At 27.2% G+C, this 13,797-nt stretch carries 10 protein-coding genes; 1 reads left to right on the top strand and 9 read right to left on the bottom strand.

All coding sequences use genetic code 11. The features are described 5' to 3' along the window. Positions 1–15 precede the first annotated feature (15 nt). The 5 genes from mutL to H8923_RS07800 all read right to left on the bottom strand — a co-directional run bounded on the left by mutL (position 16) and on the right by H8923_RS07800 (position 8,542). On the bottom strand, positions 16–2,190 hold the full coding sequence (gene mutL, locus H8923_RS07820) for a DNA mismatch repair endonuclease MutL (protein ID WP_153926206.1): 2,175 nt from the start codon (positions 2,188–2,190) through the stop codon (positions 16–18). A gap of 17 nt (positions 2,191–2,207) precedes the next feature. Next, positions 2,208–5,045: a DNA mismatch repair protein MutS gene (gene mutS / locus H8923_RS07815; RefSeq protein WP_153926205.1), complete on the bottom strand. Its 2,838-nt coding sequence runs from the start codon at positions 5,043–5,045 to the stop codon at positions 2,208–2,210. Between the two features lie 192 nt (positions 5,046–5,237). Next, entirely contained in the window at positions 5,238–5,954 is a 717-nt protein-coding gene (locus H8923_RS07810) for a hypothetical protein (RefSeq protein ID WP_153926204.1), read from the bottom strand. Positions 5,955–6,097: 143 nt separating this feature from the next. Continuing rightward, positions 6,098–6,898: an HAD family hydrolase gene (locus H8923_RS07805; protein ID WP_153926203.1), complete on the bottom strand. Its 801-nt coding sequence runs from the start codon at positions 6,896–6,898 to the stop codon at positions 6,098–6,100. Between the two features lie 126 nt (positions 6,899–7,024). Then, the gene (locus H8923_RS07800) at positions 7,025–8,542 is read right to left on the bottom strand and encodes a YfcC family protein (RefSeq protein WP_153926202.1); all 1,518 of its coding nucleotides are present in this window, start codon (positions 8,540–8,542) and stop codon (positions 7,025–7,027) included. A gap of 448 nt (positions 8,543–8,990) precedes the next feature. Here H8923_RS07800 and H8923_RS07795 point away from each other — a divergent pair, with 448 nt between their 5' ends. Continuing rightward, the gene (locus tag H8923_RS07795) at positions 8,991–10,046 is read left to right on the top strand and encodes an NAD(P)H-dependent flavin oxidoreductase (protein ID WP_153926201.1); all 1,056 of its coding nucleotides are present in this window, start codon (positions 8,991–8,993) and stop codon (positions 10,044–10,046) included. A gap of 168 nt (positions 10,047–10,214) precedes the next feature. Here H8923_RS07795 and H8923_RS07790 read toward each other — a convergent pair whose 3' ends face one another. The 4 genes from H8923_RS07790 to H8923_RS07775 all read right to left on the bottom strand — a co-directional run bounded on the left by H8923_RS07790 (position 10,215) and on the right by H8923_RS07775 (position 13,793). Beyond that, positions 10,215–10,670 (bottom strand): MarR family winged helix-turn-helix transcriptional regulator, encoded by a 456-nt coding sequence (locus H8923_RS07790; RefSeq protein ID WP_147540270.1) that lies wholly within the window; start codon positions 10,668–10,670, stop codon positions 10,215–10,217. A 112-nt stretch (positions 10,671–10,782) separates the two neighbouring features. Further along, the gene (locus H8923_RS07785; RefSeq protein ID WP_153926200.1) at positions 10,783–11,589 is read right to left on the bottom strand and encodes an acetyl-CoA carboxylase carboxyltransferase subunit alpha; all 807 of its coding nucleotides are present in this window, start codon (positions 11,587–11,589) and stop codon (positions 10,783–10,785) included. Beyond that, positions 11,579–12,448 carry an acetyl-CoA carboxylase, carboxyltransferase subunit beta gene (accD, locus tag H8923_RS07780; RefSeq protein WP_153926199.1) on the bottom strand — a complete coding sequence of 290 codons (870 nt, stop codon included), beginning with the start codon at positions 12,446–12,448 and terminating at the stop codon, positions 11,579–11,581. The genes H8923_RS07785 and accD overlap by 11 nt, the downstream gene beginning before the upstream one ends. Beyond that, positions 12,441–13,793, bottom strand: coding sequence for an acetyl-CoA carboxylase biotin carboxylase subunit (locus tag H8923_RS07775; protein ID WP_153926198.1), 1,353 nt, complete (start codon positions 13,791–13,793; stop codon positions 12,441–12,443). The genes accD and H8923_RS07775 overlap by 8 nt, the downstream gene beginning before the upstream one ends. Positions 13,794–13,797: the final 4 nt, after the last annotated feature.

Here is a 13,797-nt window from a genome sequence, read left to right as displayed (position 1 = left end):
ACTATCCTTCCTTAATTACATAATTCTTTTAAACATTTTTTCTATTTCTTTTTTCGAAATTTCAACTACTATTGGTCTACCATGTGGACAAGTAAAAGGATTTTCACATTTATTTAACTGGCTTATCAAGTTATCTATTTCAAGTTTATGAATTTTATCATTAGCTTTAATAGCTGCTCTACACGCCATAGATGCAAATTTTTCTCCTTTTAATTCATAGTTGTTTTTTATTTCATCTATATTATCTATTATTTGTAATATAAACTTCTCAGACTCTGGTATTCCAAATGTTGTTGGTACACATCTTATCATAATATGATTATTACCAAATATCTCTATCTCAAAACCAAAGTTCATAAATAAGTCTAAATTCTTTTCTACTTGTAACATATCAACAGTTGATAGTTCTAATACAATAGGGTCAAGTAACATCTGCATACTTATATCATGTTTATAAAATTTACTCATGTACTCTTCATATAAAATTCTTTCATGAGCAACATGCTGATCTAGTAAATACATTGACTCACCTTTTTGTAATACTATATAAGTATTAAATACCACACCTAATACAGTATAACCATCTAATGATAATTTATCCTCGTCTTCCTTAAAAAAACCTTCTTGTATACTTTCTTTTGTTGAAGAATCATTTAAATAATCACTGTCAAAATTAGAGTTTATATCATTTTTCATTTTATCATTCAAAGTATTATCATATAAACTATTCGATTCTTTTAAACCATAGCTTTCGTCTAAATTATCTAGTTTATCAAGTTCTTCTAAGTCTTCAATTGAAAATGATTTATTCATATCTAGGTTTCCATCTATAATATACTCATTTTCATTATTAGTTTTAGTTAGTTTGATACTTTCATCACCCTTAGATAAGTTAAATGATTTATTCTCATTAAAAAAAGTAGTTTCTCTATTAAGAATAGATTTTTCTAAGCTTTTAGTTAAATTATTATCTTCTTTTAATATTGAGTCTATCTTTTCTAATTCTTTTATATTGTGATTTACTTCACTTTTTGGATTAAGTACATCATTGACAGATTTAAAGCTATCTATAGGCTTATTGTCTAGAGCTTGTACTACTTCTATTGGTTTAGAACTTTCACTAACCTTATTTGCATATTCCTTTACTTTAATAGTAGGATTACTTGTTCTGTCATAAGTTTCATATTTTCCTAATAAATTTGAACTTAAAAGTTTTCTTCTTAAATAATCTCTTAATTGAATGTATAGATCTTTTTCATCTTCAAATTTAACTTCTAACTTAGTAGGATGTATATTTACATCTATTTTTGCTGGATTTATACTTATATTTAAAAAGCATACAGCATGCTTTCCTATTGGTATTATAGATTTATACGCTTCATTTATAGCATCTAATATAACTTTACTTTTTACAAACCTTTTATTTATATAAGTATGTTGTAAGTTTTTATTAGACCTATATACATTATTATTTCCTATATATCCACTCATTCTAAAATATTCACATTCAAAATCTACTTCAATTAAATTCTCTGTAATATCCTTGCCATAAATACTTCTAACTACATTAATTAACTTTCCATCACCAGGTGTGTTAAGCATTTGTTTTCCATTGTTAATATACTTAAATTGAACAGCTGGATTGCCTATTGCAAGTTTATTAATTAAATCACTTATATTTATTGTTTCTGCATGAGTAGATTTTAAGAACTTTTGTCTTACAGGTGTATTAAAGAATATATCTTTTATAATAATTGTAGTACCATTAGTAGTACCAACAGGTTCTTTTGAAATAATTTTGCCGCCTTCAACAAAAACCTTAGTTCCTACTACTTCTTCTTTTGCCTTTGTTATCATCTCCAACTTAGATACAGCTGCAATTGATGCTAAAGCTTCTCCTCTAAATCCTAAGGAATACAAATCATATAAATCATCTATTTCCTTTATTTTACTAGTCGCATGTCTTAAAAAGGATTTATCAACTTCACTTGATAAAATACCAGAACCATTGTCTGTTACCCTTATTGATTTTTTTCCACCATCTACAATATCAACTATAACTTTTGTCGATTTTGCATCTACACAGTTTTCAACTAACTCTTTAACTACAGAAGATGGTCTTTCGACCACCTCTCCTGCAGCAATTTTATTTATTGTTAAATCATCTAGTATATTTATTCTATTTGACATAATCCACCTCCAAGAGGTTATTTTTTATCTTTTGCTTTTTTTTGAAGGTTAAATAAAGCATTCATTGCATCAAGTGGCGTCATACTTAATATATCTAATTTAAGTATATCTTCAACTAAGTCATTACTATTGATACCATCAAATGATATTTGAGTTATTGCACTTTCTTTAACTACACTTGACTCTAAGTTTTCACTTAGTTCTTTATATTCTTTATTTAACTTATCATAATCATTTTTTACGTTTTTATAGTTTTTATCTAATTGGTTATTTTCAAGTTTTAATTTTTCTACTTCTTTTTCCAAATTGCTTACTTTTTCTATATTAACTTTATTATTAATATTCATATTTACTAAAGAAGTTAAGTCTACTTGAACATTATCTATTGAATCATCTGAATTAATGTTGTCTTTTTTTATAGCAACACTATTGTTAATATGATTCTTTTCTAAATCTTTTAGTATTTCCTTAGATCTATTTATTACTTCTTCTGGAAGCTTAGCTAATTGAGCAACATATATTCCATAACTTTTATCTGCACCCTGTGGTATTATCTTTCTTAAAAATACAATGCCTTCATTATCTTCTTTAACTGCAATTGAATAGTTTTTAACTTCATCAAACTCATTCTCTAAATCAGTTAATTCATGATAATGAGTAGCAAATAAAGTTTTACATTTAATATTATTTTGAATATATTCTACTATTGACCATGCTAAACTTATACCATCATAAGTACTTGTACCTCTACCTATCTCATCTAATATTACCAAACTCTTATCAGTAGCATTTTTTAGTATATGAGAAACTTCACTCATTTCTACCATGAATGTAGACTGTCCTTGAGACAAATCATCACTTGCTCCAACTCTTGTAAATATTCTGTCGCATATAGGAATATTAGCATATTCAGCAGGTACAAATGAACCGATATGTGCCATTAGTGTAATTATTGCAGTTTGTCTCATATATGTAGACTTACCTGCCATATTAGGTCCAGTAATAATATTTATTATATTTTCTCCACTATTTAAATAGGTATCATTAGGTACAAAGTTTTCTTCACCTACTATATTTTCTATAACAGGATGGCGGCCATTCTTTATATCTAATTTATTATTATCATTTATAATAGGCTTTACATAGTTATTCATATATGCAACTATTGCAAAGGATACAAATACATCTATATTCGCTATTGTTTTAGCAACTTTTTGTATTCTATCTATATTTTTATAAATAGTTTCTCTAATATTTACGAATATCTCATATTCCAAAGTTTTTATTTTTTCCTCAGCATGAAGTATTTTATCTTCTATTTCTTTTAATTCCGAAGTTATAAATCTTTCAGCATTACTTAATGTTTGCTTTCTTATATATCCGTCATCTATATTAGCAGTATTTAAATTAGCTTTAGTTATTTCAATAAAGTATCCAAATACCTTATTAAATCCTATTTTTAAAGATTTAACACCTGTTTTTTCTCTTTCACGATTTTCTATTTCTTTTATCATGAAAGCTCCATTTTTAGAAATATCTCTAAGTTCTTTTAATTCATCATTAAACTCAGATTTTATTATATTTCCATCCTTTATGGTTACACTTGGATCTTCTTTTATAGATTCATCAATTAAATTGTAAATATCGTTTAAGTCATCCATTTCTTCAATATACTTTTTAAGAATATTAGCATTTGAAGAATTTATTATATTATTTAAATCTGGTAACTTTTCAATAGAATTTTTTAAATGAATCATTTCCTTAGGAGTTACTTTTTCAAAAGCTATTTTTCCACATATTCTTTCTATATCATATACATTCTTAAGAATTTCATTTAAATCTTCTCTTAGCATAAAATCATCTTTAATTTCTTCAATTACATTAAGACGATTTTCTATTTTCTTCTTGTTTACTAATGGCTCTTCTACATATTTTCTAAGAAGTCTACCTCCCATTGCAGTAGAAGTTTTATCAAGTACGTGAAGAAGTGAACCTTTTTTCTTACTACCTCTTATTGTTTGGGTAAGTTCTAAGTTGCTTCTTGTGAACATATCTAGTACCATATACTCACTTGAGTTGTATATATTAATTGTGTTAATATTTGATGTAATTTGCTTTTGAGTATTATAAATATAATTTAAAAGTATACATAAACTAGTTTTTATTAAATTATTTTCATCAAATCTTAACTTACTTAAATATTCATTACTAAAGTATTCATTTAATATTTCAGTACTCAAATAAGATTCATTAAAGTTTTCATTTATATAAATATTTCCTATAGTTGCTATATTTCTTAACTCATCAACGAAGCTTAAATCATTAATTATTATTTCTGTTGGATGAATTTTAGCAATTTCTTCAATTACTTTATCTTTAGATAAATATGTTGCATTAGTTTCTCCTGTACTTATATCTACATAAGTAAGCCCTATACTATCATCTTTCTTATATAAAGAAAGTAAATAGTTATTCTTTTTATTTTCTAGTAAACTACCTTCAAGTACCGTACCTGGTGTTACTACTCTTATAACATCTCTTTTAACTATTCCTTTAACTGTTGCTGGGTCTTCAAGTTGCTCTCCTATAGCAACCTTATATCCATTTTCTACTAATTTTGATATATATGAATTTGCAGAATGGAAAGGTATACCACACATTGGGGCTCTTTCTTCTAATCCGCAAGATTTTCCTGTTAATGCTATTTCTAATGTCTTTGAAGCAACAATAGCATCTTCAAAAAACATTTCATAGAAATCTCCAAGCCTGAAAAACAGTATACAATCAGGATACTTGTCTTTACAATCAAAATACTGTTTCATCATAGGAGTTAATTTACTTCTGTCTATTTGCATATTTCGACCTCCTTACTTTCTAAATAATTATTATACCATAATGGATAACTATTATTAAGGTATACCCAAATTTATATTAAATAATTTTATTAAATTTATTATAAAGTAATTAAATTATTATTAACATAAAAACCCAATTAATCAGATTTTTTTAATCTACTTAATTGGGTTTTTATAATATATATTTTTAGATTATTTTATCTTTTTTAATAAGTTGTCTATAGACATTAATCTATCTAAGTAGTACCATTTACATTCAGTACCCAAAAGATTGGCATAGCTTTTTTTAGAATTATAATCAGAAGATTTTTTGGTAAAGAATCTAAACTCTTTTTTTCCTGATTTATTTTTTATAGTTTCATACTTAAGTTCATTTATAAATTTATGATCTAAGTATCCAAATATTTGAACTTTTTCAATATCATATAAATCTTTAACTAAGTGCCTTTTTACACTATCTTTTTTATCTTCCATTTCTAAGTTAAGATGAATACCTATATAATAATCATTACTATTTTTTTTATCTTCAAATTCTTTCTTATCTATAATTAATCTAGTGTGTATTTCCTTTGCTATTGCAGTTTTAATTCCTATTTTGTATTTTGATAGTACAGATTTATCTATATTATTGTGTATTAGGAAGTTAACAACTCCACATTCAGCTATTTTTTCTATAAATATTCTTTGCATTCCAATCTTTTTTTGAGTATCTATGTCTTTTATATCATTAGGTACTAATTTCATATAATCATCAGACTTTTCTAAACTTTCTTTTGCAAATTCTATACACTCTTGAATTTGTCTTGGTGTTATATTAACTGATTTTGTAATTAGTTTATCAAACTTTTGTTTTATCGGTATATTTTTTACAAATACTTCGTACTTATTATTTGGTGCTATATAATTCATATCTATATCTCCTTAGATTACTGTTTTGCAATTATTTGTATTTATCTATTATACATGCAAAATAATATAAAAGCTAATAAAACTATATTTAGAAAATCTAAATTATATAATTTTAGTACCATTTAATTCATATTAGTTTAACTTTAATTATAACTATAGCTATAATTTTCAAGTACATGTTTTTTTATAGCTTCAATAACTCCATTCTCATCGTTAGTTTTAGCTATAAATCTAGCCCTTTCTTTGACTTCTTTTTCTGCATTTTCCATTGCATGGCTAAAATATGCAAAATCCATCATTTCTATATCATTCATATGATCACCAAATACCATCGTTTCCTCAAATTTAATATTATATAAATCTTGAAGTATTTTAATTCCCTGGCCTTTATGTCCACCAACTTTACATATATCAAAACAAGTTGATCCTGAAGGAGTTATCATAAATCTATCTTCAAAAGGTTTTAAGTCATTTAAACTTCTATTAATCATTTTTTGCTTTCCAAAAGTACTTATTTTAATTATATTAGAATTTATTCTAGTAATATCTTTTACAAATTTTACTTTTAAACCAAATTTAAGCCCAGCTATAAGAGGAAATAAACTCTCTGAATATACCCCGTCTTTAGTACAATATATAGTAAAGTGTTTTGCATTTTTTCTTATTGTTGGAAGTATGCAATTTAGTTCTTCTTTTTCAATATAATTTTCAAATAAAACTTTATCTTTATAAACTATGAAATTACCATTATTTGAAGCAAAAATAATGTCTTCCTTAATATCCTTAAATGCATGTTTTAGCGATATTAAATCTCTTCCACTGATAGCTGCAAATATAATCTCTTTTTCTTTTAATGTATTCAAAATCTTATTGAATTCTGGATTAATATTTTTATTTGAATCTAATAGTGTTCCGTCCATATCAGTTGCTATTAATTTTATCATGTAAAAACTCCCCCCATCTTAATTTCATAACTTAAGTTTATCATATATTAAGGCATTAGTAGTATAAGTAAATAAGCAAAAATTAATAAGGACACTCATTTACAGAGTGACCTTGTTAAATAATTATTATATCAGTACTCCTACACCGAGAGTAACAATTGCTAATACTGCAATAATTATAACTAATGGTAATACAAATTTCAACCATTTATCATATGTTACATTTACCATAGCAAGTGATGCCAGTATCAGCCCTGTAGGAGTAATAAAACTCATTATACCTTGACCAAACTGATAAGCGCTAACTATAATATCCCTGTTTATTCCAACAACATCTGCTAGAGGAGCCATTATAGGCATAGATAAAACAGCAAGACCTGATGATGATGAAATAAAGAATCCTAAAATTATATATACAAAGAATATAAATGTCGAGAAAATTACACCATTCATATTGGAAACAGCTCCACTTAAGCTATTTAATATAGTATCACTTATCATACCATTTTCCATTATTATAGTTACACCACGAGCAAGACCTATTATTATAGCCACACCTAATAGATCTGATGCACCAGCCATAAATTCTCCAACAAATTCTTTTTCACTTAGTTTTGCAAAAAATATCATAATAAATGTTACAAATATAAATAAAGCTGTCATTTCTTCAAACCACCAGCCAAGTTCTTTCACACCATATACCATAACAACAAATGCTAAAGCAAATATTATTAATATAGTCTTTCGAGCAGTTGTAAATTCTGGCAAAGCTTCTGAATTATGATTAGATAAAAACTGTGCTTCTAGTTCATCCTTTTGATCATATATATAAGAGCTTAATGGATCTTTTTTTACTTTTTCAGCGTATTTAATTGTATATATAATACAAATTACAACACCTGCAAGTAGCATAAATATTCTAAGAGGCATACCGTTAGTAAAATCAATTCCAGCCGTATTCGAAGCTATTACAGTTGAAAATGGATTCACTGTAGATGCCATGGTTCCAATAGAAGAACCTAAATATATTGCTGCTATAGCAACAAGAGCATCATATCCTGCAGCTATAAAAATCGGGACTACTATAGGATAAAACGCTATTGTCTCTTCAGCTAGTCCAAAAGTTGTACCACCTAAAGCTACAAGTATCGTTATTATTACTATTAATAAGGCTTCTTTTCCTTTTGCTGCCGTTGATAGTGCGTTTATTCCAGCAGTAAAGGCTCCAGTTTTATTAATAATCCCTATAAGACCACCAATTACAAGTACAAACGCGATAATATCAATAGAGTCATATAAACCTTGTACAGGAGCCTTTAAGAAAGTTCCTATTGCTCCAAATATTGAACTTTTAGGTCTTAAAAGTTGCTCGTATGTTCCTGGAATACCTACTGGCTTACTTATGGATCCATCTGTAAATCTAGTTAAATTTATGTTTACTCCTAATTCATCTAATGTATTTTGTGTAGCTTCAAACTCAACTATGTCACCTATTGGATCTTCAACAATAAAAACATTATTAACTGAATCGTATTGCAACTTAGCATATTTTCCAGCTGGAATTATATATGTGAGTCCTAATACAATCAACATAACAATTAATATAACTGTATATGCAGTTGGAAATGTAAATTTTTTTTTCATATGTCAATTCTACCTTTCTTAATGATATTAAAAATATTATCTGCAAAATTTATTTTCTATATCCTTAATTTACATAAAAAAAGAGTATCCCAAAAGGAATACTCTTTTTTTATTTGTTATTTTATAACGATTTCCTAATGGATATCACACATGTAGCAATAATAACTGTCCATGATATCCCCATAAAAAACCATGCAACCGCAGTCACTACTTCATCTCCTTTAATAATATAAACTCTTTGTGATTAATGGATATTTCTATCTTTTGTTATAATAAAATATTCCTAATTATATTAAATGATGTCTATTATCAGTAAATTAATTAAAATATGTAAATATATCTTAATTAATTTACTGATAATTCTTTAATTTTATAGTATAATAGTACTTATCTTAGTAAATAGTTAAATATTAAAATTTAAAGTTTCCTTATCAATGGAGGAAATTATATGAAACCATTAGTTATTGGAAATTTAATCGCAAAAGCTCCTATTATTCAAGGAGGTATGGGTATAGGTATATCCCGTTCATCTTTAGCTTCAGCAGTAAGTAACTCTGGTGGTATAGGAGTTATCTCTGGAGTAAATATAGGGTATGATGAAGATGATTTTGAAAAGAATTCGTTAGAAGCTAACTTAAGAGCTTTAAAAAAGCATATATCTATTGCAAAAGAAAAAACAAGTAATGGTATAATAGGTGTAAATCTCATGGTTGCAATGAACTTCTATGAAGAACATGTAAAAACAGCTATTAAATCTGGTTGTGATATTATTATATCCGGTGCTGGATTACCATTAAAATTACCTAATTTAGTAAAGAATAGTAATACTAAAATTGCACCAATAGTATCTTCATCTAAAGGTGCGAATATCTTGCTTAAAATGTGGGATAAAAAAGATAATACAACAGCTGATCTAATAATTGTAGAAGGTCCCAAAGCCGGTGGGCATTTAGGATTTAGCAATGATGAGTTAGAAAATATAAATTCTATTAATTACGATGATGAGTTTATAAAAATACTTCAAATAGCAAAGATTTATGGAGAAAAATATAATAAAGAAATTCCTGTTATAGCAGCTGGTGGTATATCTTCAAGTTCTGATGTAAAGAAATACATAGATATGGGCGCAAGTGGTGTTCAAGTGGGAACTAAATTTGTCACAACTTATGAGTGTGATGCAGATGAAAACTTTAAGAATGCATATATAAATGCAAAAAAAGAAGACATAAAAATAGTAAAAAGTCCTGTTGGTCTTCCAGGAAGAGCAATAAAAAATAAGTTTATTGAACATATTTCATATTCAAAACCTAAAATAACAAAGTGCTACAATTGTCTAGTACCATGTAATCCTAAAGATACACCTTATTGTATTTCACAGGCATTAATAAATGCTGTAAAAGGAAACCTGGATGATGCTTTACTATTCTGTGGTGCAGATGCATATAAAATAAATAAAATAAAGTCAGTTAAAGAAGTTATTGAAGAGTTAACTTGTGAAATATAAATAATTTTAATTCATAAGTTTATAAGAATAAAAAAAGTTGCTTTGATCTATATTAAAGCAACTTTTTTATTCTTAAGAATTAGTTTTTTATGAGAATTTATATTTTGTATTTTAGTTTATTAATTCCTACTAGGTTTTTATAATCTTATATAATGTAAAAAAAGCCTCCTACTGGAAGCTTTCATATTTTTTCTCGAAGAATCTGCTCGCTTTACCTAGGGCTCTAGTTAAAACATCTAAATCTTCACCATGGAAGTTTTCAAGAATAGTATCAATCATCTCCTTATGAAATACACTATGAATATCAAAAACATTTTTTCCTTTTTCAGTAAGACTTACTATTACTACTCTTCGATCTTCTTCTATTCTTTTTCTTTCAACATAACCCTTTTTTATAAGTCTATTTATTGCTGTAGTCAATGTGCCTACAGTTATTCTTAAATCATGAGCTATCTCACCCATAGTTCTATTACCTTCTGTTCCTATAGCATCTATAGTATGAATTTCTGTAATAGATAGGTCAGTAAACTCTGTACTTCTTAAAGCTTTTTCTTCAATATGTAGGATATCATTAAATAATTGTACCAATAATGTATTTAGTACCTCTTCAGTTGAATTTTTCATAGTATTAGGTCTCCATATTTTTATTTTAACTGTAATATTATAATAAATTTTTCGAATAAATTCAATTGGTACCAAGCTTTAATTTATAGTAAACTGAATTATAATCTGAGTTTTAATAGAAATTTCCCATTCCTCTAAACTTATTATACCTATTTTCTAATAAATAATTTATGTCTTGATTTATTAATTCTTCAAGATCTTTAATAATAAATGATTTTATATTGTTAGCAGACTCTATAGGATTGTTATGTGCTCCATTTTCTGGTTCTTTAATAATATCATCTATTATGTTAAAACTCTTTAAATCATCTGCAGATATTTTCATAGCTAATGCAGCTTCTTTTGACCTACTTACATCTTTCCATAGTATTGATGCAAATCCTTCTGGCGATAAAATAGAATAAACCGAATTTTCCATCATATATATTTTATCTCCTACTGCTAGTGCTAAAGCTCCACCACTTCCACCTTCGCCAATAATTATTGAAATAATTGGTGTTTTTAGATTACTCATTTCAAATAAATTTTGTGCTATTGCCTGTCCTTGACCTCTTTCTTCTGCTCCAATACCACAAAATGCCCCTGGAGTATCTACTAAGCATACTATAGGTCTTTTAAATTTTTCAGCTTGTTTCATAAGTCTAAGAGCTTTTCTATACCCTTCTGGATGAACCATTCCAAAGTTTGAATCTATATTTTCCTTTGTATTAGTTCCTTTATTAATACCAATTACAGTTATATTAAAATTATCTACCCTCGCTATACCAGCAACTATTGCTTTATCATCCCTAAATGATCTATCTCCGTGAAGTTCTACAAAATCATCAAATATATTTTCTATATAATATCTAGCATTAGGTCTGTCTTTATGTCTTGCTATATTAACTTTTTCCCATATTATATTTACATCATTTTGCATATTCTATCACCTCATGTAAGCTAAGTATCTTTGATAAATATTCTTTTAAGTCTTTTCTTTTTACTATAGAATCAATAAGACCTTTTTCTAATGCAAATTCAGCACTTTGAAAATCTTCTGGTAACTTTTCATTAATAGTATTTTCTATAACTCTTCTACCTGCAAATCCAATAACAGAATTAGGTTCACTAATAATAATATCTCCTAACATTGCAAAACTTGCTGTTACACCTCCAGTTGTTGGATTAGTAATAACACTTATATATAAAAGACCTTCTTTATTATGTTTTGCAATTGCTGCTGATGTTTTTGCCATTTGCATTAATGAAAATATCCCTTCTTGCATTCTAGCTCCACCTGAAGCTGTAAATATAATTAATGGTAATTTATTTTCTGTAGCATATTCTATAATTCTAGTTATTTTCTCACCTACTGCAGATCCCATGCTTCCCATCATGAAATTGCTATCCATAATAGCTGTTGCAACTTTATTTGAATTTATACTTCCTACTCCTGTTATAACAGCTTCATTTAATTTAGATTTCTCTTTATTTATTTTTAACTTGTCTTCATATCCAGCAAAATCAAGTGGATTTTCAGATACAATTTCTTCAAATAAATACGTAAAGCTATTTTCATCAAATATCTGTTTTATTCTTTCTTTTGCAGAGATTTTAAAATGAAAACCACAGTTAATACAAACATTATAGTTTCTCTGTAGATCTTCTGTATAAATAATATTTTTACATTTATTACAGTTTATCCATTTTCCATCTGGTATATTAGGAATAGATTTATTATCTAAATATACCCTATTAACTGTAACATACTCTCTTTTTCTAAATAAATTTTTAAGCATTATTATTCACCAACTTCTCTTCTATAAATGATGTGTTATAATCTCCATTTATAAAATCCTTATGCTCTAATATTTCATATTGAAAATCTATATTAGTAGTAACTCCCCCTATGGCAAATTCAGCTAATGCTCTTTTCATTTTTATAATAGCATTTTCTCTATTATCTCCATAGGTGATAAGTTTCCCAATCATTGAATCATAATACGGTGGTATTTCATATCCACAAAATATTGCACTATCAACTCTAACACCCAAACCTGATGGTACATATAGTTCACTTATAACCCCAGGACATGGTCTAAAATTATTCTTAGGATCTTCAGCATTAATTCTGCATTCAATTGCATGACCAGATATATTTATATCTTCTTGGGTAAATTCAAGTTTTATACCTGATGCTATCTTTAACTGCTCTTTAACAATATCTATATTTGTAATCATTTCTGTTATAGGATGCTCAACTTGAATTCTTGTGTTCATTTCCATAAAATAAAACTCACCATTTTTATCTACTAAAAATTCAATTGTCCCTGCATTCTTATAGTTTACTGCCTTAGCTGCCCTTATAGCAACTTTACCCATTTCATTTCTTAATTTATCATCTAAAAATGATGATGGAGCTTCTTCTAAAACCTTTTGATTATTTCTTTGAAGAGAACACTCTCTTTCACCAAGATGAACAATGTTTCCAAATTCATCTGCTAATATTTGAAATTCAATATGTCTAGGTTTTTCTATATACTTTTCAATATAAACTTTATCTTCACCAAAACAAGATTTTGATTCTAGTTTAGCAGCCTCATAATTATATTTAAACTCACTAGTATCTCTTACAATTCTAATACCCTTACCACCACCTCCAGCAGCGGCTTTTATCATAACTGGGAATCCTATATTATTTGCAATTTCTAAAGCATCAGTATAAGAATTTATTTCTCCTTCATAACCTGGAACAACAGGTATATTTGATTTTTTCATTATTTCTCTAGCTCTTGCCTTATCTCCCATTAATTCTATAACTTCATAATCTGGTCCGATAAATTTTATATTACACTCTTTACACATTTTAGCAAACTTAGGATTTTCTGATAAAAAACCAAACCCAGGATGTATACCTTCACATTGTGTTAAAACACAAGCGCTTAGGATATTGGCCATATTTAAATAACTATCCTTACTAGAAGGCCCTCCAACACAAATAGCTTCGTCTGCCATTTGTGTATGAAGAGCATATCTATCCGCTTCTGAGTAAATTGCAACAGTATTTATACCAAGTTCTCTACAAGCTCTAATTATTCTTACTGCAATTTCACCTCTATTTGCTATAAGTAATTTCTTTAACATAATA

The sequence above is a fragment of the Romboutsia faecis genome (assembly GCF_014323405.1).
Lineage (GTDB): Bacteria > Bacillota > Clostridia > Peptostreptococcales > Peptostreptococcaceae > Romboutsia_E > Romboutsia_E faecis.
This window is presented reverse-complemented; position numbering and strand designations above follow the sequence as displayed.

Coding starts and splice junctions, on each gene's coding strand:
- H8923_RS07775 (WP_153926198.1), bottom strand. CDS start 13,793: ATGTTAAAGAAATTACTTATAGCAAATAGAGGTGAAATTGCAGTAAGA.
- mutS (WP_153926205.1), bottom strand. CDS start 5,045: ATGCAAATAGACAGAAGTAAATTAACTCCTATGATGAAACAGTATTTT.
- H8923_RS07810 (WP_153926204.1), bottom strand. CDS start 5,954: ATGAATTATATAGCACCAAATAATAAGTACGAAGTATTTGTAAAAAAT.
- H8923_RS07800 (WP_153926202.1), bottom strand. CDS start 8,542: ATGAAAAAAAAATTTACATTTCCAACTGCATATACAGTTATATTAATT.
- H8923_RS07795 (WP_153926201.1), top strand. CDS start 8,991: ATGAAACCATTAGTTATTGGAAATTTAATCGCAAAAGCTCCTATTATT.
- mutL (WP_153926206.1), bottom strand. CDS start 2,190: ATGTCAAATAGAATAAATATACTAGATGATTTAACAATAAATAAAATT.
- H8923_RS07805 (WP_153926203.1), bottom strand. CDS start 6,898: ATGATAAAATTAATAGCAACTGATATGGACGGAACACTATTAGATTCA.
- H8923_RS07785 (WP_153926200.1), bottom strand. CDS start 11,589: ATGCAAAATGATGTAAATATAATATGGGAAAAAGTTAATATAGCAAGA.
- H8923_RS07790 (WP_147540270.1), bottom strand. CDS start 10,670: ATGAAAAATTCAACTGAAGAGGTACTAAATACATTATTGGTACAATTA.
- accD (WP_153926199.1), bottom strand. CDS start 12,448: ATGCTTAAAAATTTATTTAGAAAAAGAGAGTATGTTACAGTTAATAGG.